The following is a 19,609-nucleotide window of genomic DNA, read 5'->3' on the forward strand; positions in this document are numbered from 1 at the left end:
TAACCGCAGTTCAGGCGTCGACGAGTGCGTATCCCTCCTCGCCGTGGACGACCTGGTCGACACCGGCGATCTCGTCCTCGCTCGTGACGCGGAATCCGATCGTCTTCTCGATCGCGAAGCCGATGAGGAAGGCGACCACGAAGGAGTAGATCAGCACGCCGACCGCGGCGATGACCTGCACGGCGAGCTGGCGGGCGTCGCCGCCGACGAACAGACCCGTGTCGGTGGCGAAGAAGCCGAGGTACAGGGTTCCGATCAGACCGCCGACGAGGTGGATACCGACCACATCGAGCGAGTCGTCGAAGCCGAGACGGAACTTCAGCTCGACAGCGAGGGCGCAGACGATACCGGCTACGGCACCGAGCAGGAGGGACCAGCCCGGGGTGAGGTTGGCGCAGGCCGGGGTGATGGCGACGAGACCGGCGACGGCACCGGAGGCTGCACCGACCGAAGTCGCCTTGCCGTCCTTGATGCGCTCGATGAGGATCCAGCCCAGGATCGCGGCCGCGGTGGCGCCGAGCGTGTTCAGTCCGATGAGTCCGACTCCGCCCATGTCCTCAGCGAGCCACTCCGCACCGGCGTTGAAACCGAACCAGCCGAACCACAGCAGTGCGGCACCGAGGAGGGTCAGCGGCACGTTGTGCGGCTTCAGGATGCCCTTCTGGAAACCGATGCGCTTTCCGAGGACCAGAGCGAGCGCCAGGGCGGCTGCACCCGCGTTGATGTGGACCGCAGTACCGCCGGCGTAGTCGATCACGCCGATGCCGCTGTCCTCACCGAAGAGCGTCGTGCCGAGGTTCATGATCCAGCCGCCACCCCAGACCCACGCGGCGACCGGGAAGTAGCCGACCGTGGCGAAGATGCCGGCGAAGATCAGCCAGCTGCCGAACTTGGCACGATCCGCGATCGCTCCGGAGATCAGCGCGACGGTGATGATCGCGAAGGTCGCGCCGTAGGCGACGCCCAGGAGCGCGACGTTCGATCCTTCACCGGACGCCAGGCTGGATAGCCCGAAGTCGGCGAAGGGGTTGCCTGCGAAGGCGGTCGGGCTGTCGACGGCGCTCATCGAGAAGCCGAAGAGAATCCACAGCACGGCGACAAGTCCGATCGAGCCGAAGCTCATCATCATCATGCTGACGACGCTCTTCGCCTTGACGAGACCTCCGTAGAAGAAGGCGACGCCGGGCGTCATGAGCAGAACGAGCGCTGTCGCGGTGATCGCCCACGAGATGTTGCCGGGAGCATCCATAGGAAAACCTCACATCCGAAGTAATTGAGAGCTTCAGTGTGACGACGCGCCGTTTCGCGCATGCGTGAGGTTTGTTTCCCCGCTGTTACAGCGCCGCTCCTGGTGTGAACATCGCGTTACGCGGCACTTCGGGGTTACGCAGAATGCGTCAAGGCGTTGAGTCGAGAGACGGCGCGCAGGTACTTCTTGCGGTATCCGCCGGCCAGCATCTCCTCGGAGAACACCGAATCGAGCCCGAGCCCGGTCGCGATGACGGGGATCTGGGCGTCGTACACGCGGTCGACGAAGGCGACGAAGCGCAGCGCCTCGGACTGATCGGTGAGCTGATGCACGTCGCGCAGCCCGACCTGATCGAGACCTTCGATCAATCGGATGTAGCGAGACGGGTGTACCTGGGCGAGGTGACGGATCACATCGTCGAACCGGTCGTCGGACGCCGTGCCGTCCGCCGTCGCTGCTGCCGCTTCATAGGCGTCGGCATCCAGGACCACGGCGTGTCCGTCGATCGCCCGCTGGCGGAAGTCCACTCCGTCGATGCGCAGGGTCTGGAAGCTGTCGGACATGGCGTGGATCTCGCGGAGGAAGTCCTGTGCGGCGAATCTTCCCTCGCCGAGCGCGTTCGGTGGGGTGTTGGAGGTCGCCGCCAGGCGGGTCCCCGTGGGAACGAGCTCTCCGATGAGGCGGGTCATGACCATGGTGTCGCCCGGATCGTCGAGCTCGAACTCGTCGATGCACAGTAGATCCGCGCCTTTGAGCAGTTCGACGGTGTTCTTGTATCCGAGAGCCCCGACCAGGGCGGTGTACTCGATGAAGGAACCGAAGTACTTCCGTCGGGCCGGCATAGCGTGATAGATGGAGGCGAGCAAGTGGGTCTTGCCGACACCGAAGCCGCCGTCGAGGTAGACACCGGGTTTGAGCTCGGGTTCCTTCTTCGCGCGGCTGAAGAGGCCGCCGCGCTTCACCGCGGGGCCGCGGCCCGCGAAACGCATCAACGTCTCTTTCGCCTCCTCCTGCGAAGGATAGGCAGGATCCGCGCGATAGCTGTCGAAAGTCGCCGTGTCGAACTGGGGCGGCGGCACCAGGCTCGCCAGCATCTCGGGTCCGGTGACCATCGGCTGACGATCGGTGAGGTGCACGGTGCGGCTGGTCGTGTCGGTCATCACGGTCCTGAATCGGGTGCTGGCCTGTGTCGAAGTCTTACGAATCGGGCGCAGGGTGCTCGGCGGGGATCTATCGTCGAAGGGACGGATCAACACTACGCCGTCCGCACTCACCCCCTCGTCCGCTCACACGCTTCGGAGATCCCATGGCCATCGAGTTCGATTCCTCCTCCCCCAAGTTCGCCGAGTACGCCGAGCCCGGTCGCCTCGTGACCACGGAGTGGCTCGCCCAGCGGCTCGGAACGCCCGGACTCGTCGTCGTCGAGTCGGATGAGGACGTGCTTCTCTATGAGACGGGCCACATCCCGGGTGCGGTGAAGGTCGACTGGCACACCGAGCTCAACGACCCCGTCGTCCGCGACTACGTCGACGGCGAGGGCTTCGCGGAACTGCTGAGCCGCAAGGGCATCTCCCGTGACGACACCGTCGTGATCTACGGCGACAAGAACAACTGGTGGGCGGCCTACGCCCTCTGGGTCTTCTCCCTGTTCGGCCATGAAGACGTCCGCCTTCTCGACGGCGGACGTGATCGCTGGATCGCCGAGGGCCGAGAGATCACCCGCGAGGCGACCAGCCGCCCAGCGACCGAGTACCCGGTGGTCGAGCGCGACGACTCGGTGCTCCGCGCCTACAAGGAGGACGTACTCGCCCACATCGGCAACCCGCTGATCGATGTCCGCTCCCCCGAGGAGTACAACGGAGAGCGCACGACGGCACCCGCATACCCCGAAGAGGGTTCGCTCCGTGCCGGCCACATCCCGACCGCGCAGAGCGTGCCGTGGGCGAAGGCTGTCGCGGAAGACGGCGGTTTCCGCAGCCGCGCCGAGCTCGATGAGATCTACCGCGACGGAGCAGGTCTGAACGAGGGCGATGAGATCGTCGCCTACTGCCGCATCGGCGAGCGTTCGAGCCACACCTGGTTCGTCCTCAAGCACCTCCTGGGCTTCGAGAACGTGCGCAACTACGACGGCTCCTGGACCGAGTGGGGTAGCGCTGTACGTGTTCCCATCGTCACCGGATCCGAACCCGGCACGCTCTGAGCATGTGACAATGACAGGGATGAGCACAAGCGACGTTCCTGAGGCCCTCGCCGACATCCGCGACGGATTCCTGGAGATTCCCGAAGCCGACCGTCTCCTGCTGCTGCTCGAGTTCTCGGACGAGCTTCCCGACGTGTCCGAAGAGGTCGCGGCGCACCCGGAGATGTACGAACGGGTCGCCGAGTGCCAGTCGCCGGTGTATATCCACGTCGAGGTCGACGACGACATCGTCACCATGCACGCCTCAGCGCCGCCCGAGGCGCCGACCACGCGTGGGTTCGCGAGCATCCTGGTCCAGGGCCTGACCGGCCTCACCACCGATGAGGTGCTCGCGATACCGAACGACTACCCGCAGTCGATCGGACTCACCAAGGCCGTGTCGCCGTTGCGGATCGGGGGCATGACCGGAATGCTCATGCGCGCGAAGAACCAGGTCATTCAGAAGCGGTGAGGCCCTGAGCCTCGAGCCAGTCCGTGATCGCGGTCGTCCAGCCGACCTGATCGTAGTTCCACAGCTTCGTGTGGCGGGCGACCGTGAACCGCGGCATGGTCACGAGGTCGGGGCGCGCCTCCTGCAACGCATGTGAGGAATCCGCCGGCACGAATCCGTCGTCGTCGCTGTGCAGGATCAGCACCGGCGCGGTGAGTTCGTCCGCACGAGCGACCATGTCCAACCGGTCGAACGGGATCGGTGCATCCGCTCCGCTGAGGCGTGCGGTGAGGGGCATCTGCAGCGCTCCCATGGCCAGCTCCGGAAGCGGCGCCCGCACGCGGGCGAGCTTCGCCTGGAATCTCAGCACCGTGCGCCAGTCGACGACCGGTGATTCGAGGATGATCCCGGCGATGCGGTCGCGATGCCCGGAGGTGACCGCTGCCTGCAGCGACACTGCACCTCCCATCGACCAACCCATCAGGATGACGCGTTCGGCACCGTGCCGCAACGCATAAGCGATCGCGGCATCGACGTCACGCCACTCCGAGGCACCGAGGGCGTACGCACCCGCCTTCGTGCGCGGGGCCTCGCCGTCGTTGCGATAGGACACGACGAGGTTGGGAAGGCCGGCGGCATGCAGCACCGGCACCGCACGGAGACACTCGGCGCGTGTCGCCCCACGGCCGTGCACCTGGACCACCCAGGTCTTCGACGACGCCGGGAAGTACCAGGCCGGGCACGGCCCCGCGGGCGAACCGATCAGCAGGTTCTCCCACCGCAGATGAAGCTCACTCGGCGAGGAGTAGTAGTAGCCGCTGAAGGCCGCGGCGCGGTCGACGCGAGCACCGGGCTCGATCTGTGTGAGGAGCTTACGACGCACCGTCCCCGCGTCCGCGCTGAGCACGGCGCCGAGCTTGACATAGCCGTAGGTGCCCGTCGTGAACAGGCCGTAGCGACCGGGAAGCTCGGTGTCGAGAGTGCGCTGCAGCTCGATGGTCTGTGCGCCGGTGTCGACGGCGAGGATCTCGGTGTCGGTCGCGCGACGCATGGGGGTGACCACTCGCCGAGCCACGGCGAACACGACGAGAGCGAACGCCGCCCCGAAAGCGAACAGGGCGGGGACAAGGAGGGTAACGGCGTGCCTGAGACTCTTCATCGCTTCCTGACTCTAGCCTGTTGCCGTGACCGCACCCCCCGAAGCCGGGACGCCCTTTGAGAGCGCCGTGGCCGAACTGCGCGCGACCGAGTTCCGCGATGACATCACGGTGCGCGAGATCGCCACACCGCAGGGCCTCGCGCCCTTCGCCATCGCCCTCGCCGCCGATGTGCGCCCGGAGGGTGACGGCGAGTCCGTGTACGGCACCGGCCGGTTCGTCCTGCTGCACGATCCGGAGGAACCAGGGGCATGGGGCGGCTCCTGGCGCATCGTCATCTTCGCGCAGGCCCCGCTCGAGACCGAGATCGGCACCGACCCCCTCCTGGCCGATGTGACGTGGTCGTGGCTGGTCGATGCGCTCGACTCCCGCCAGGCCGTCTACCACTCGGAATCGGGCACCTCGACCAAGACACTGTCCAAGGGATTTGGCGGGCTCGCCATCGAGGGCGATGGAGCCCAGATAGAATTGCGGGCGTCCTGGACTCCGGAAGGCCCGTTCCGACCCCACGTCGAAGCATGGGCCGAGCTGGTCGGAATGCTGGCGGGACTTCCGCCCGGCTCCGAGGGCATCGCCGTGATCGGCGCGCGAAAGGCTGTACGTGACTGAATACTCCGTGATCTCGGATGCTGGGGAGTTCCGCGCGGCGTGCGCCGTGCTCGCCGCCGGTACCGGGCCCGTGGCCGTGGACGTGGAGCGCGCGTCCGGCTTCCGATACTCGCAACGCGCCTACCTCGTGCAGGTCTTCCGTCGCGACGCGGGGGTCTTCCTGTTCGATCCACCGGCGATCGGTGACTTCGCTCCGCTCCAGGACGCGATCGGCGACCTGGAGTGGGTGCTGCATGCCGCGAGTCAGGACCTCCCGTCCCTTCGGGAGCTCCACCTGGAACCGCGGACCATCTTCGACACCGAACTCGCCTCCCGCCTGCTCGGTCACGAGCGCGTGGGGCTCGGGGCGGTCGTCGAGGACACCTTGGGCATCACACTCAAGAAGGAGCATTCCGCCGCCGACTGGTCGACGCGTCCGCTTCCGGACTCCTGGCTGGAGTATGCCGCTCTCGACGTCCTGCATCTGATCGATGTCCGGGATGCCCTCGTCCTGGAGCTCGAGGAGCAGGGCAAGACGGAGATCGCGGCGGAGGAGTTCGCCGCCACCCTGACACGCGCACCCAAACCCCCGAGAGAAGACCCGTGGCGCCGACTCAGCGGCCTGCATCAGGTGCGCGGTGCCCGTAACCTCGCGGTCGCCCGTTCTCTGTGGCAAGCCCGCGAGGCATACGCGCAGGACCAGGACGTCTCGCCCGGACGACTCGTGCCGGACCGCTCCCTGGTGGCCGCGGTGATGGCGAACCCGCCGTCGAAGCAGGCTCTGGCCGGCGTCAAGGAGTTCCAGGGGCGCGCCAGTCGCACACAGCTCGACCGCTGGTGGCAGGCCATCGTCGAGGGCAGGGCGACGGAAGACCTCCCCCGTGAGCGCGTGCCGAGTGACACCCTTCCCCCGCCCCGCGCGTGGGCAGACCGGAACCCCGAAGCGGATGCGCGACTCAAGGCTGCGCGACCCGTCGTGGAGGCCACGGCCGAAGAGCTGGGGATGCCGACGGAGAACCTCCTGACGCCGGAGTATCTGCGCCGCGTGGCCTGGGAGCTGCCGGGAGAGACTCCGGAGGAGATCGGCGCTGCACTGGCCGCACTGGGCGCCCGCCCCTGGCAGATTGCACAGACTGCACAGAAGATCGCTGCGGCCTTTGTAGAAGCCGCGCAAACGCCCGACGGGACCCCCGCGACCGCTTCGTAGGTTCGATCCAACCGATTCCTCCCGGTTTTCACGGGCTTCGTAGACTGAGGCCACGCACTAACTTGGAGGCAGAGTGGCCGAGATCTCGGACGTCTTCTTCGTCGATGGAGTACGCACCCCTTTCGGGCGCGCCGGCGAAAAGGGCATGTACTGGAACACCCGCGCGGATGACCTCGCCGTCAAGGCGACCATCGGCCTGATGGAGCGCAACGCCGCCGTGCCGGCCGACCGCATCGACGATGTCGCGATCGCGGCGACGAGCCAGACCGGCGACCAGGGGCTGACGCTCGGGCGATCCGTGGCGATCCTCGCCGGCCTTCCGCAGACCGTGCCCGGTCTCGCGGTGGAGCGCATGTGTGCAGGCGCGATGACGAGCGTGACGACCATGGGGGCGTCGATCGGCGTCGGCATGTACGACTTCGCCCTCGCCGGCGGCGTCGAGCACATGGGCCACCACCCCATCGGTGGCAACGCCGACCCGAACCCGCGCTTCGTCGCCGAGAAGATGGTCGATCCCGGCGCGCTCAACATGGGCGTCACCGCGGAGCGGATCTTCGACCGTTTCCCGCACCTCACGAAGGAGCGCTCGGACCGGTTCGGGATGCTCAGCCAGCACAAGGTGCAGGCAGCGTACGACGCCGGCAAGATCCAGCCCGACCTCGTCTCGGTCGCCACCAAGGGTCCGGATGGCGCCTGGGGTCTCGCGACCGAGGACGAGGGCCGCCGCCCGCAGACCACGATGGAAGATCTCGCGTCCCTCAAGACACCGTTCCGCCCGCACGGGCGCGTCACCGCCGGCACTTCCTCCCCGCTCACCGACGGTGCGACGATGTCGCTGCTCGCCGGGGGCGGAGCGGTGAAGGAATTCGGACTCGCGCCGAAGATGCGGATGGTCTCGTTCGCCTTCGCCGGTGTGCAGCCTGAGATCATGGGGATCGGACCGATCCCGTCGACCGAGAAGGCCCTCAAGAAGGCCGGACTCACGATCGCCGACATCGGCCTGTTCGAGCTCAATGAAGCGTTCGCCATCCAGGTGATCTCTCTGCTCGACCACTTCGGCATCGCCGACGACGACCCCCGCGTCAACCAGTGGGGCGGCGCGATCGCGCTGGGGCACCCGCTCGCGGCGTCCGGGGTGCGTCTGATGATCCAGCTCGCGGCCCAGTTCGCTGAGCGCCCCGATGTCCGCTACGGTCTGACCGCCATGTGCGTCGGCCTCGGTCAGGGCGGTTCGGTCATCTGGGAGAACCCGCACTACGACGGCAAGAAGAAGAAGTGAGCGCCACTGTGACCAACTACGACGAGATCGACTTCTCCCCCATCCAGGCGCTCACCGAGGGCGAGGTCATCACGCAGTCGCCCGTGCGCGACATCCGTCTCGCCTCCGGCAAGGTGCTCGCCCTGATCACCCTCGACAACGGCCGTGATCACACGCGTCCGAACACGCTGGGTCCGGCGACCCTCACTCAGCTGGGTGAAACACTCGACGCTCTCACGGCACGAGCGGCCGCGGGCGAGATCCAGGCTGTCGGCATCACGGGAAAGCAGTACATCCTCGCCGCCGGCGCCGATCTGTCCGACATCAGCAAGGTCGGCTCGCGTGACAACGCCCGCCTGATCGCGCAGCTCGGCCACAAGGTGCTCGGCAAGCTCGGCGATCTCGGTGTGCCGTCGTTCGCGTTCGTGAACGGCCTCGCCCTCGGCGGTGGCCTGGAGATCGCTCTGAACTCCAGCTACCGCACGGTCGACGCATCGGCGGCGGCGGTGGCCCTGCCCGAGGTCTTCCTCGGCATCATCCCCGGTTGGGGTGGCGCATACCTCCTGCCGAACCTGATCGGCATCGAGAACGCGCTCGAGGTCGTCATCTCCAACCCGCTCAAGCAGAACCGCATGCTCAAGCCTCAGCAGGCATTCGATCTGGGCATCTTCGACGCGATCTTCCCCGCGGCGAACTACCTCGAGAACTCCCTGTCGTGGGCGGACGCCGTTCTCGGCGGCAAGAAGGTCGAGCGCAAGAACGAGCCCGGCAAGATCGAACGCCTCACCAAGTGGCCGATCGCCATCAAGATGGCACGCGGGATGCTCGAGTCGAAGATCGGCACCGTGCCGAAGTCGCCGTATGCCGCACTCGACCTGCTGGACAAGGCCAAAGCCGGAACCAAGGCAGAGGGCTTCGCCCGCGAGGACGAGGCGCTCGCCGAACTCGTCACGGGCGATCAGTTCGCGGCGTCCATGTACGCCTTCGACCTCGTGCAGAAGCGCGCGAAGCGTCCTGTCGGCGCTCCGGACAAGCAGCTCGCGAAGAAGGTCACCAAGGTCGGCATCATCGGCGCCGGTCTCATGGCGAGCCAGTTCGCGCTGTTGTTCGTGCGCAAGCTACAGGTGCCCGTGCTCATCACCGACCTGGACCAGGCGCGCGTCGACAAGGGCGTCGCGTACATCCACGAGGAGATCGGCAAGCTCGAGGCGAAGGGACGCCTGGACGCCGACTCGGCCAACAAGCTGCGCGCGCTCGTCACCGGCACCACCGACAAGAGCCTCTACGCGGACTGCGACTTCGTGATCGAGGCCGTGTTCGAAGAGGTCGGCGTCAAGCAGCAGGTGTTCGGCGAGATCGAGAAGGTCATCGCCGAGGACGCGATCCTCGCGACCAACACCTCGTCGCTGTCCGTCGAGGAGATCGGCTCCAAGCTGGCGCACCCCGAGCGTCTCGTGGGCTTCCACTTCTTCAACCCGGTCGCAGTGATGCCGCTGATCGAGATCGTGAAGACACCGGCGACGGACGATGCCGCGCTGTCGACGGCTTTCGTCGTCGCGAAGAATCTCGGCAAGAACGCGGTACTCACCGCCGACGCGCCAGGCTTCGTCGTGAACCGACTGCTCGCCAAGGTCATGGGCGAGGCGGCCCGCGCGGTCTACGAGGGCACGCCGATCGCCGACGTCGAGAAGGCGTTCGGCCCGCTCGGTCTCCCGATGGGGCCGTTCCAGCTGATCGACCTGGTCGGGTGGAAGGTCGCCGCCCACGTGCAGGACACGATGGTCCACGCCTTCCCCGACCGGTTCTACGCCAACGAGAACTTCCATGCGCTCGCGGAACTCGACGCGGTCGTGGAGAAGGACAAGGGCGGACGCGTCATCGGCTGGACCAAGCAGGCCGAAAAGGTGCTGAAGCCGGCGGTCGGCAAGACCCCTGCCTCCGCAGCGACCATCCTGCAGCGCGTTCAGGACGGCCTGGCACAGGAGATCAAGCTGATGCTGGACGAAGGCGTCGTGCCCGAGGTCGAGGACATCGATCTGTGCCTCATCCTCGGCGCCGGCTGGCCGTTCATCGACGGGGGCGCCTCGCCGTACCTCGACCGTGAGGGAGCGTCCGAGCGGGCCTTCGGCAGCTCGTTCCACACTCCGCAGATCCGCGGCGTCGAGAGCCGCTGACCGCGAACACCATCACGCGACGCGCCCCACGGGATTCCCAGCGAATCCGGTGGGGCGCTTCGTCGTCCGTTCTGCGATGACGTGGCACCGCAGATTCCCGTCGCCGAGGCTCAACCGGCGGACTGAACCGGTCGGCCGTCGACCTCACCGTAGCGAGGCCAGTACGACAGTGCCCTCTCCGCAAGCGCGGTGATCGTGAGCGAGGGGTTCACCCCGGGATTGGCGGGCACAGCGGCACCGTCGACGACGTGCAGCCCGGGATGCCCCCAGACGCGGTGATACGCGTCGATGACCCCGTGTGCCGGCGATGCGGAGATCACGGCACCTCCGAGGAAGTGCGCCGTGAGCGGGATGCCGAACACCTCCGGCCAGGATCCGCGCGGAGATGCGGGCACCCCGCCCTCGGCCTCGACCCGCGCGGCGATCGCCGCAGCCGCGGTGTGAGCTTGGGGCAGGTAGCTCGGGTTCGGCGATCCGTGACCCTGCGCACTCGTCATCACGAGGCGACCGAAGCGGCGGCGTAGCGAGAGGGTGAGCGAGTTGTCCGCCGTCTGCATCACCAGCGCGATGATCCCCCGCTCACTCCAGCGCCGGAGGCTCCCCAGACGGAACTGCCGCAGCGGGGAGCGGAGCACCTGCGCGACGAGGCTGCGCAGCCGCACCCCCAGCGGCCGCCCTCCGGGGACGATCACGGTCGCCAGCGCCCCCATCAGGTTCGAGCCCGGCCCGTAGCGGACGTTCTCGACGTGCGTGCGCTCGTCGATGTGGAACGAGGTCGTGATCGCGACGCCGCGAGCGAGCTGGAGAGACTCCGGGACGTCCGTGGCGACCGCGCCGTCCAGCGCTTCCGAATTGGTGCGAGTGAGACGGCCGACCGACCCCGAGATCCGCGGCAGTGCGCCGGACTCCTTCATCCGATGCAGGAGCTGCTGCGTGCCCCACGTGCCGGCCGCCAGCACCACCTGCCTGGCGGTCACCGTCCTCCGCGCGCGCCGGAGCCACGCCCCGCTGCGCTGTGTCGTGACCGCGAATCCCCCGCCGGGGAGTTCCCGCACCTCGCTGACCGTGCGCAGCGCCTCGATCGCGACCCCGCGGCGTTCCGCGAGAGCGAGGTAATTCTTCATCAGTGTGTTCTTCGCGCCGACACGACAACCCACCATGCAGTTCCCGCAGAGGGTGCATCCGGTGCGATCGGGGCCCTCGCCGCCGAAGAAGGGGTCTGGTGTGCGCTCCCCCGGCTTTCCGAACCAGACCCCGACCGGCGCGCGCCGGAAGGTGTCGCCGACGCCGAGGTCCTCCGCGGCACCGGCCATGATCCTCTCCACAGGCCCCGTATGCGGGTAGTGCTCGACGACGCCGAGCATCCTCTTCGCCGTGGCGTAGTGCGGTGCGAGCTCCGTCTCCCACTCCGCGATACCGCGCCATTGCGGGTCCGCAAAGAAGGCCGATCCGGGCTGGTAAAGCGTGTTCGCGTAGTTGAGCGATCCGCCTCCCACGCCTGCCCCGGCCAGGATCATCACATGCGGCAGTCGGTGGATGCGCTGGATCCCGTAGCAGCCCAGGGCCGGTGCCCACAGGTACCGGCGGACGTTCCAGTTGGTCTTCGCGAAGTCGTCGTCCTCGAAGCGACGCCCCGCTTCGTAGACGCGCACACGGTAACCCTTCTCCGCCAGTCGCAGTGCGGCGACGGAACCGCCGAATCCGGAACCCACGACCACGACATCTTCGTCAAACTCAGTCATCGCCCTCCTTCGGCACCATCATCGTGAGCGCTCCCGGAATCACCGAGATCGTGCACTCATCCTCGCCGATCCGCTCGCCGTCGGCGTAGACCACGAGACCCGGGGCCGACACCGTGACCGCCCGCGCGCGACGGTGCGCGACCTCAGGGCGGGCGAGATGCGTTTCGCGGAGCAGCAGCGGAAAGAGCCGCAGCAGGCGCAGTCGGCCCAGCGGAGCGACATGAACGATGTCGAGGAACCCGTCGTCCGGCACAGCCCCGGCGCAGATCGGCATCCCGCCCCCGTAGCTGGAGGTGCTGCCGGCCGCGACGAGCGTGCCCGGCGACCTCCTGGCGGGTTCACCGTCCACCGCGAGCGTGAAGTCCATCGGCGTCAGTCGCAGGAGCTCGATGAGCAGTGCGAGGTAGTAACGCGGCGCGCCGTGCGGCCAGCGGAGCCGGTTGGTGCGATCACTGACTTTCGCGTCGAAGCCCAGCGCAGCGATGGTCAGGAACCTCCGGCTGCCCTCCGCGGTGCGGACCACGCCGACATCGATCGCTCGTGGCACGCCCGTGAGGGCGAGTTCGGCGGCAGCCCGGGCGTCTCCGCGCGGGAGCCCGAGCGCCCGGGCGAGATCGTTGCCTGTGCCCGCGGGCACGAGGACGATGGGGACGGCGGCGTCGCACACCGTGTCGAGCACGCCGGAGAGCGTACCGTCACCCCCCACGACCACGAGGACACGCGGCTCATCCGCCAGCGCGGCGACGGCGAGCCGGGCGGTATCCGTTGCCGAGACGCCCGCGTAGGTGCGCACGTCGACGCCGCGCTCCCGGAGGAGTCGGACGGCCATCTCGGTCGCCCGCTCGCCTCGGCCTTTGCCTGCGTACGGGTTCGCGAGCACGGCGATGTGCTCGGACACGTCAGTGCATCCCCTCGAGAGGGAGCACAGCGCCGGGGTTGAGGACACCGGCGGGGTCGAGTTCGCGCTTGATGGCGGAGAGGATGCGGATGCCGGTCTCGCCGATCTCCTGACGGAGCCAAGGCGCATGATCCCTGCCGACCGCATGGTGGTGGCTGATGGTCCCGCCCGAGTCGATGATCGCATCGTTGACGCGCGCTTTCACTGCGTCCCACACCCGGAGCGGCTCTGCACGGAGAGCGGCGAGCACCGTGAAGTACAGCGACGCCCCGCTCGGGTAGATGTGGGACACATGGCACATGACGTAAGACTTCGCACCGACGTCGGCGAAGCCGGCCTTGAGCGCCGATTCGACGGCCGAACGCAGCGCCTGCAGGTTCGACCAGGTCGTCGCGGTCTCGAGCGTCTCGCAGAAGACTCCGGCGTCGAGCAGCGAATCGCGCAGGTAGGGGCCGTCGAATCGGCCCTTCCGCCATTCCTCGGCCGGCCCTTCGCCCGCAGAGACCCCTCCAGCGGCAGCGAGTCGGGCTCCTGTCCGGGCGCGCCGCTCGGCGATATCCTCTCCTTCGTAGACCGTCACCACGCTCGCGCCCTTCGCGAGGGCCTTGCCGATCCTGCCGACCTGGGCGAGACTCACCGCGGTCTCCGCCTCATCCGACAGTCGGATGACGGTGGGGCCGCCACCCTGCTGGGCGACCCCGCGGAGTCCCTCGGCACCGCTCGCGAAGTCGGGGAAGGACCACGACTCGAACATCCGGTCGTGCGGGATCGGGCGCACACGCACCCGTACCTCGGTGATCACACCGAAGATGCCCTCCGAACCGAGGAAGATCCTGATCAGGTCGGGCCCCGCCGCGGACCCCGGAGAGCGTCCGAGTTCGATGTCACCCGTGGGTGTCGCCACCCTGATCCCGGTGACCATCGTGTCGAAGCGCCCGTTGCCCGCGGAGTTCTGCCCCGACGACCGCGCCGCCGCGAATCCTCCGATCGTGGCGTAGCGGAAGCTCTGGGGGAAGTGGCCGAGCTCGAATCCGCGCGCAGACAGCAGCGCCTCCACCTCCGGCCCCGTCGTTCCCGCCGCCAGCACCGCATCCCCGCTGATCTCATCGAGCCGGATCAGACCGCTCAGGCGTCGCAGATCGAGGCTCACGACAGCGTGGTGCGGGCCCCGTTCGGGATCCAGCGCTCCGACGACACTCGTACCGCCACCGAACGGGATCACCGCGATCCCCCGTGCGACGGCGACGTCGAGGCACGCTCGGACTTCTGCATGATCCGCGGGACGAAGGACGGCGTCCGGCGCGTCCTGATGGACCTCGCGGCGCCGGAGGAGGTCCGGTGTCGACCGCCCGCCGGCGTGACGGATACGCGCCTCGGCGGCGGCATCGACGTTCTCCGGGCCGACCGCGGTGCAGAAGGCCGCATGGTCCTCATCGGTCAACCGTGAGGGTGCCAACTGCACATGTGCCAGCTCCACGGCGGGCTCGGGCTTGCGTACCCGCCCGAGCAGCATCGGAAGCAACGCTCGCACGGCGAGCGGCAGGTCCTTCGCCTTCGCCGGATCACCCCAGCCGTTCCATCTCATCGACGGGTCCGCATCGACCACGACATCTCGTTGCGCCATGCGTTACAGTGTGACACATCATGGAAGAACGTCAACCTCTCAGTGATGCGACACAGACCCGGATCCTCGATGCCGCCGACGACCTCCTCGAACGGCGCGGCGTCCGAGGTGTCACGATCGCAGAGCTCGCGCGTCGCTCTGAGCTGAGCCGCCCCACGATCTACCGCAACTGGGCTGACGCCGACGATGTCGTCCGCTCGACGCTCCTGCGCAGGGTCGAACGCATCCTGAGCGCGCTCCCCGCCAGAGTGCACACCCGTGCGGCGCTCGTCGACGACATCCTGCTGTTCACCGCCCTCTTCCGCCGCGACCCGCTCTTCGCGCGCCTGCTCGCGGATGAACCCGAAGCCTTCACCCGATACACGCTCGAACGGGTGGGATCGAGCCAGCGCCTGATCCTGCAGTGGCTGACCACCGCGATCGACACCGCGCAGGCTCAGGACTTGGTCCGCCCGGCGCCGCCCTCGGAGATCGCGGTGATGCTCCTGCTCGTGGCCCAATCCGCGGTGCTGTCGCATGGGACCGTGTCGGAGCTGATCTCCGAGGACGCGTGGGAACGCGAACTGCGGGCGGCACTCGACGGGCTGCTCCGGCCATGATGTCCGAGTCGTCCGCACTGAACGTCGCGCGAAGACGAGTGGAGTTGGCGCGGTCCGCGGAGGAGAAGGTCGACGTCCTCGTGGTCGGCGGCGGAATCACCGGCGCGGGCGTCGCTCTCGATGCGGCATCCCGCGGGCTTCGCGTCGCCCTGATCGAGGCGGAGGATCTCGCGTTCGGTACCAGCCGCTTCAGCTCGAAACTCGTACACGGCGGACTGCGCTACCTTGCCACCGGTGACTTCGAGACAGCGAAGGAGAGCGCGCTCGAACGGCATCTGCTCCTGACGACGATCGCCCCGCATCTGATCCACCCGCTCGGACAACTCCTCCCGTTCGCATCGGGCATCTCGCTGCGTCAGCGCGTCGCGGGCGCGGTGGGCATGGGAATGGGCGACCTGCTTCGGATGCGGGCGCGTACGCCCCGCGCGGTCCTCCCCGCCCCCTCGTTCGTGTCGGCCCGCTCGGCGACCCGCTTGGTGCCCGCACTGGATCCACGAGGCCTCCGTGGCGGCATGCTGTCCTACGACGGCCAGCTCGTCGACGACGCCAGGCTCGTCACGACCGTCGCCCGGACAGCAGCAGCACTCGGCGCCCGCATCCTCACCCGGGTCCGCGCCGTCGCCCTGCGCGGCGATGGGGCATCCGTGGAGGAGACGATCACCGGCGAGCGGTTCGAGATCAGCGCGCACGCCGTCATCAATGCGACGGGGGTGTGGGCGGGAGGGCTCGACCAGTCGATCCATGTGCGGCCGAGCCGAGGAACCCATATCGTCCTCGACGCCGCCGACCTCGGAAACCCGACGGCCGCGCTCACCATTCCGCACGAGGGATCGATCAGTCGCTACGTCTTCGCCCTGCCACAGGCTCACGGCCGCATGATCATCGGCCTCACGGACGAAGACGCACCGGGTCCGGTGCCTCAGGTCGCCGAGCCGACCGAGCACGAGATCGAGTTCCTTCTGGCAAGCCTCAACCGCGTCGTCGCCATGCCGATCCGGCGTGAACAGGTGCTCGGCGCTTTCGCAGGACTGCGCCCCCTCGTGGATAGGGGGGCCGATACGACAGCGGACGTCTCGCGGAAGCACCTGGTGACGACGGCCGACGACGGCTTCATCACCGTGCTCGGCGGAAAGCTGACGACCTATCGGAGAATGGCCGAGGATGCGGTCGATGTCGCCGTCCGCACTCGCGCATTGCCGGCATCGCCCAGCAGAACCTCCTCGCTCCGGCTCGTCGACCGAGTGGTCGCCGGTTCCGACGAGGTGATCGACGCGTCCACCGGCCTGACCCATGCTGAGGTCGACTTCGCGGTGCGCGTCGAGGGGGCGCTGACCGTCGAGGACGTGCTCGATCGCCGTACGCGCATCGGTCTCGTCGCCGCCGATCGCGAACGCTGCCGACCGATCATCGCACCGATCGTCGCGCACACGCTCGCCGACCTCGGCTGAACGATCAGACGCCGTATCAGCGGCTTTCGCGCAAAGGCAGATCGATCGTCCCGGTCTCCCCTGCGTGACGCGCCTTCGGGATCCGGGTGCCGAGCACCTGGGACACGATGTCCTGGGCGATCTTCGGCGCTGTCAAACCCGCGTCACCGAGGATCTGGTCCCGTGACGCGTGATCGATGAACTCGTCAGGGAGGCCCAGCTCGTCGACAGCGGTGTCGATCCCGGCCTCGCGGAGCACCTGCCGCACTCGCGTTCCGATCCCGCCGACGCGGATGCCGTCTTCCAACGTGATCACGAGGCGGTGGTGAGCGGCCAGCTCGACGATCGACGGCTGCACCGGGATGGCCCAACGCGGATCGATGACGGTCGCCCCGATCCCCTGCGCCCGCAGCCTGTCGGCGACATCCAGCGCGAGTTCGGCGAAGGGACCGATCGCCACGACCAGCACGTCCTCGGATTCACCACGGGCGAGCACGTCGACACCGTCATGCAGCCTCTCGATCGCCGGAAGGTCTGGCGCCACCTCCCCCTTCGGGAATCGGATGACGGTCGGCGCATCATCGACCTCCACGGCTTCTTCGAGCGCTTCGGTCAGCCGAGCGCCGTCGCGAGGAGCCGCGATGCGGATGTGGGGAACGATCTGCAGCATCGCCAGGTCCCACATGCCGTGGTGGCTGGGGCCGTCAGGGCCGGTCACGCCGGCACGGTCGAGCACGAAGGTGACGCCCGCGCGGTGGAGCGCGACATCCATCAGGACCTGGTCGAAAGCACGACCCATGAAGGTGGCGTACAGCGCGACCACCGGGTGCAGCCCACCGAAGGCGAGTCCGGCGGCCGACGCCACCGCGTGCTGTTCGGCGATGCCCACGTCGTACACCCGATCCGGGAACCGCTCGGCGAACGGCGCGAGACCCGTCGGTCGCAGCATCGCGGCCGTCATCGCGATGACATCGTTCCGGCGCTCCCCCACCGAGACCAGAGCATCGGAGAAGACGTCGGTCCAGCCGCGCCCACCCGATGACAGAGTCTCACCGGTCGTCGGATCGATCTTGCCGACGGCGTGGAACTGGTCCGCCTCGTCATCACGCGCCGGCTGGTAGCCGCGGCCCTTCTCGGTGATCGTGTGGACGATGACCGGTGCGCCGTACGACTTCGCGAGCTCGAGCGTCTCGAGGAGGGCGGGAAGATCGTGTCCGTCGACCGGGCCGAGGTACTTGATGTCGAGGTTCGAGTACAGCGCCTCGTTGTTGGCGAAACGGGAGAGGAACCCGTGCGTGCCACCCCGGACACCGCGGAACACGGCACGCCCCACCGGACCGAAGGCGCGGAACAGTCGGTCCGACTTGCGGTGGAGATCCTTGTACGCGGCAGCGGTGCGCACGCGGTTGAGATACCGCGACATGCCGCCGATCGTCGGCGCATACGAACGGCCGTTGTCGTTGACGACGATCACCAGGTTGCGGTCGTTGTCGTCGGAGATGTTGTTCAGCGCCTCCCAGGTCATGCCGCCGGTGAGCGCGCCATCACCGACGACGGCGACGACATAACGATCCGCACGCCCCGTCGCTGTGAGGGCCCGGGAGATGCCGTCCGCCCAGCTGAGGGAACTCGATGCGTGCGAGGACTCCACCACATCATGGTCGCTCTCGCCGCGCTGCGGATAGCCGGCGAGCCCGCCGCGCACCCGGAGGCCGGAGAAGTCCTGTCGCCCGGTGAGCAGCTTGTGCACGTAGGACTGGTGGCCGGTGTCGAAGATGAACGGATCGTCCGGCGAGGAGAAAACCCGGTGCAGAGCGATGGTCAGCTCGACGACGCCCAGGTTGGGGCCGAGATGGCCGCCGGTGCGGGACACGTTCTCGACGAGGAAGGTGCGGATCTCCGCGGCGAGTTCTGCGAGCTGATCCGTCGACAGCGCATCCAGATCACGGGGTCCTGAGATGCTCGGAAGAATGGGCATCTGCGCCTCCTCACAGGCTTCACCGGAAGCGTCGGACAGGGCGCCGACGCCATCCCGATCCTATCGCGCTCACACGGGAGAACCGGGTGAGCGAGCACCCCCTTGACAGGACGATGGGGCTCGGGTCCGAAGACCCGAGCCCCATCGTCCTCGCGATCAGACCAGCGAACGCAGCACGTACTGTGGTGTGAGTTGTGAGTTACTAGGGCAACTTTCACACCGGAAAACCGCGAGCTGTCGTTCGCCTATGACGTGCACGACGCCGCCGAGGTCGCCCTCGAGAACGGCACCAAGGCCTACGAGCTGCGCGACCTCGACGTCCACGAGTTCACGTACGTACTCGTCGGCGCGAACCGCGGCAACTCCATCACGGCCGTGAAATCGGCCCCGGCGCATTGCCCGCGGTTCGCCAGGGCACGCGCCACGTTCGCGCCGCTGCGCAGCCAACAGGACCTGGTGTCGCCGTCGTGGGGTCGGCCACACCAGAACCACTGCCCGTCCCGTCCTTGCCCACTGGCTCTGGCATCCACAGCGGTTCGGTGCCAAGCTGAGACGGATGAACCGCTCTCAGAAGGTCGCCACTGTCGTGTCCGTGCTCGTCGTCGCGGGCCTCACCGCTGTCGCTGCTCCTGCTGTCGGCACGGTCGCATCAACGGTCGGCGGCTGGGCACTGTTCAACCAGCCCGCCGCTGCCGCTCCGGTCGATACGGCCGCTGCCGCTCCGGTCGATACGCCCGCTGCCGCTCCGGCTGATGAGCCGGTCACGTCTGCCGCGCCGATCACGGACCGCACGCATGGCGACTGCGAGGCGCTGTACTACCCGAACACTCCGGAGGCCAAGCCGCGGCTCGACGCACCCGTCGACAGCGGTCCGCGCGAGTTCGCGGTGGGCGAGGTCGGCCTAGTCGACGGCATCCCGACGACCTACACCGTCGCACCGGGCGATGCGATCCAGGGAATCGCTACCCGCTTCTGCGTGTTCGGGACAGGCCTGTTCTACTTCAACGACGTTCACTTGCAGGGCACCATCCAGCCAGGCGACGTTCTGCGCCTGCGGCCGTAGCACAGAGCTGGCCTT

Annotated in this window: 16 protein-coding genes; 9 read left to right on the forward strand and 7 right to left on the reverse strand. The window is 67.9% G+C overall.

Annotated elements, in window-relative coordinates; genetic code table 11:
• Positions 1 to 10: 10 nt before the first annotated feature.
• Together LRQ07_RS09170 and zapE are read right to left on the reverse strand one after the other, a co-directional pair.
• On the reverse strand, positions 11 to 1,249 hold the full coding sequence (locus tag LRQ07_RS09170; protein WP_047519451.1) for an ammonium transporter: 1,239 nt from the start codon (positions 1,247 to 1,249) through the stop codon (positions 11 to 13).
• A gap of 134 nt (positions 1,250 to 1,383) precedes the next feature.
• Positions 1,384 to 2,409, reverse strand: coding sequence for a cell division protein ZapE (gene zapE, locus LRQ07_RS09175; protein WP_256534409.1), 1,026 nt, complete (start codon positions 2,407 to 2,409; stop codon positions 1,384 to 1,386).
• Between the two features lie 146 nt (positions 2,410 to 2,555).
• Between zapE and LRQ07_RS09180 the strand changes: the two genes are divergently transcribed.
• Together LRQ07_RS09180 and LRQ07_RS09185 are read left to right on the forward strand one after the other, a co-directional pair.
• The gene (locus LRQ07_RS09180) at positions 2,556 to 3,449 is read left to right on the forward strand and encodes a sulfurtransferase (protein ID WP_047519447.1); all 894 of its coding nucleotides are present in this window, start codon (positions 2,556 to 2,558) and stop codon (positions 3,447 to 3,449) included.
• Between the two features lie 19 nt (positions 3,450 to 3,468).
• On the forward strand, positions 3,469 to 3,900 hold the full coding sequence (locus tag LRQ07_RS09185; RefSeq protein ID WP_232761797.1) for a SufE family protein: 432 nt from the start codon (positions 3,469 to 3,471) through the stop codon (positions 3,898 to 3,900).
• On the opposite strand, the gene LRQ07_RS09190 is transcribed toward LRQ07_RS09185, so the two are convergent.
• Entirely contained in the window at positions 3,884 to 5,038 is a 1,155-nt protein-coding gene (locus LRQ07_RS09190) for an alpha/beta hydrolase family protein (protein WP_256534410.1), read from the reverse strand. The genes LRQ07_RS09185 and LRQ07_RS09190 overlap by 17 nt on opposite strands.
• Before the next feature lie 25 nt (positions 5,039 to 5,063).
• Here LRQ07_RS09190 and LRQ07_RS09195 point away from each other — a divergent pair, with 25 nt between their 5' ends.
• The 4 genes from LRQ07_RS09195 (at position 5,064) to LRQ07_RS09210 (ending at position 10,263) form a co-directional block, all read left to right on the forward strand.
• The gene (locus LRQ07_RS09195; RefSeq protein ID WP_047519441.1) at positions 5,064 to 5,645 is read left to right on the forward strand and encodes a DUF3000 domain-containing protein; all 582 of its coding nucleotides are present in this window, start codon (positions 5,064 to 5,066) and stop codon (positions 5,643 to 5,645) included.
• A complete protein-coding gene (locus LRQ07_RS09200) occupies positions 5,638 to 6,831 on the forward strand; it encodes a ribonuclease D (protein ID WP_256534411.1) in 1,194 nt (397 codons plus the stop codon). Before LRQ07_RS09195 ends, LRQ07_RS09200 begins: the two co-directional genes overlap by 8 nt.
• Before the next feature lie 73 nt (positions 6,832 to 6,904).
• Positions 6,905 to 8,110, forward strand: a complete 1,206-nt coding sequence (locus LRQ07_RS09205; RefSeq protein ID WP_256534412.1) for a thiolase family protein — start codon at positions 6,905 to 6,907, stop codon at positions 8,108 to 8,110.
• An 8-nt stretch (positions 8,111 to 8,118) separates the two neighbouring features.
• Positions 8,119 to 10,263, forward strand: coding sequence for a 3-hydroxyacyl-CoA dehydrogenase NAD-binding domain-containing protein (locus tag LRQ07_RS09210; RefSeq protein ID WP_248540745.1), 2,145 nt, complete (start codon positions 8,119 to 8,121; stop codon positions 10,261 to 10,263).
• 110 nt (positions 10,264 to 10,373) lie between these two features.
• On the opposite strand, the gene LRQ07_RS09215 is transcribed toward LRQ07_RS09210, so the two are convergent.
• Genes LRQ07_RS09215 through LRQ07_RS09225 form a run of 3 tightly spaced genes read right to left on the reverse strand, consistent with a single transcriptional unit; the run spans position 10,374 to position 14,527 of the window.
• Complete coding sequence (locus tag LRQ07_RS09215; protein WP_256534413.1) at positions 10,374 to 12,005, reverse strand: GMC family oxidoreductase; 1,632 nt, start codon at positions 12,003 to 12,005, stop codon at positions 10,374 to 10,376.
• Positions 11,998 to 12,903, reverse strand: a complete 906-nt coding sequence (locus LRQ07_RS09220) for a YegS/Rv2252/BmrU family lipid kinase (RefSeq protein WP_256534414.1) — start codon at positions 12,901 to 12,903, stop codon at positions 11,998 to 12,000. The genes LRQ07_RS09215 and LRQ07_RS09220 overlap by 8 nt, the downstream gene beginning before the upstream one ends.
• Position 12,904: 1 nt before the next feature.
• On the reverse strand, positions 12,905 to 14,527 hold the full coding sequence (locus tag LRQ07_RS09225) for an FAD-binding oxidoreductase (RefSeq protein WP_256534415.1): 1,623 nt from the start codon (positions 14,525 to 14,527) through the stop codon (positions 12,905 to 12,907).
• A 20-nt stretch (positions 14,528 to 14,547) separates the two neighbouring features.
• On the opposite strand from LRQ07_RS09225, the gene LRQ07_RS09230 reads away from it, so the two are divergent.
• A complete protein-coding gene (locus tag LRQ07_RS09230) occupies positions 14,548 to 15,126 on the forward strand; it encodes a TetR/AcrR family transcriptional regulator (RefSeq protein WP_256534416.1) in 579 nt (192 codons plus the stop codon).
• Positions 15,123 to 16,574, forward strand: a complete 1,452-nt coding sequence (locus LRQ07_RS09235; RefSeq protein ID WP_256534417.1) for a glycerol-3-phosphate dehydrogenase/oxidase — start codon at positions 15,123 to 15,125, stop codon at positions 16,572 to 16,574. Before LRQ07_RS09230 ends, LRQ07_RS09235 begins: the two co-directional genes overlap by 4 nt.
• Before the next feature lie 16 nt (positions 16,575 to 16,590).
• Here LRQ07_RS09235 and dxs read toward each other — a convergent pair whose 3' ends face one another.
• On the reverse strand, positions 16,591 to 18,531 hold the full coding sequence (dxs, locus tag LRQ07_RS09240) for a 1-deoxy-D-xylulose-5-phosphate synthase (RefSeq protein ID WP_256534418.1): 1,941 nt from the start codon (positions 18,529 to 18,531) through the stop codon (positions 16,591 to 16,593).
• Between the two features lie 556 nt (positions 18,532 to 19,087).
• On the opposite strand from dxs, the gene LRQ07_RS09245 reads away from it, so the two are divergent.
• Entirely contained in the window at positions 19,088 to 19,594 is a 507-nt protein-coding gene (locus LRQ07_RS09245; RefSeq protein WP_256534420.1) for a hypothetical protein, read from the forward strand.
• Positions 19,595 to 19,609 lie beyond the last annotated feature (15 nt).

Origin of the sequence: Microbacterium sp. J1-1, from assembly GCF_024498615.1 — a bacterium.
Lineage (GTDB): Bacteria > Actinomycetota > Actinomycetes > Actinomycetales > Microbacteriaceae > Microbacterium > Microbacterium aurugineum.

What these genes read in the sequence shown, in the direction of transcription:
- LRQ07_RS09170 (WP_047519451.1), bottom strand. Translation starts at nt 1,249, where the DNA reads ATGGATGCTCCCGGCAACATCTCGTGGGCGATCACCGCGACAGCGCTC.
- zapE (WP_256534409.1), bottom strand. Translation starts at nt 2,409, where the DNA reads ATGACCGACACGACCAGCCGCACCGTGCACCTCACCGATCGTCAGCCG.
- LRQ07_RS09180 (WP_047519447.1), top strand. Translation starts at nt 2,556, where the DNA reads ATGGCCATCGAGTTCGATTCCTCCTCCCCCAAGTTCGCCGAGTACGCC.
- LRQ07_RS09185 (WP_232761797.1), top strand. Translation starts at nt 3,469, where the DNA reads ATGAGCACAAGCGACGTTCCTGAGGCCCTCGCCGACATCCGCGACGGA.
- LRQ07_RS09190 (WP_256534410.1), bottom strand. Translation starts at nt 5,038, where the DNA reads ATGAAGAGTCTCAGGCACGCCGTTACCCTCCTTGTCCCCGCCCTGTTC.
- LRQ07_RS09215 (WP_256534413.1), bottom strand. Translation starts at nt 12,005, where the DNA reads ATGACTGAGTTTGACGAAGATGTCGTGGTCGTGGGTTCCGGATTCGGC.
- LRQ07_RS09225 (WP_256534415.1), bottom strand. Translation starts at nt 14,527, where the DNA reads ATGGCGCAACGAGATGTCGTGGTCGATGCGGACCCGTCGATGAGATGG.
- LRQ07_RS09230 (WP_256534416.1), top strand. Translation starts at nt 14,548, where the DNA reads ATGGAAGAACGTCAACCTCTCAGTGATGCGACACAGACCCGGATCCTC.
- LRQ07_RS09235 (WP_256534417.1), top strand. Translation starts at nt 15,123, where the DNA reads ATGATGTCCGAGTCGTCCGCACTGAACGTCGCGCGAAGACGAGTGGAG.
- dxs (WP_256534418.1), bottom strand. Translation starts at nt 18,531, where the DNA reads ATGCCCATTCTTCCGAGCATCTCAGGACCCCGTGATCTGGATGCGCTG.
- LRQ07_RS09245 (WP_256534420.1), top strand. Translation starts at nt 19,088, where the DNA reads ATGAACCGCTCTCAGAAGGTCGCCACTGTCGTGTCCGTGCTCGTCGTC.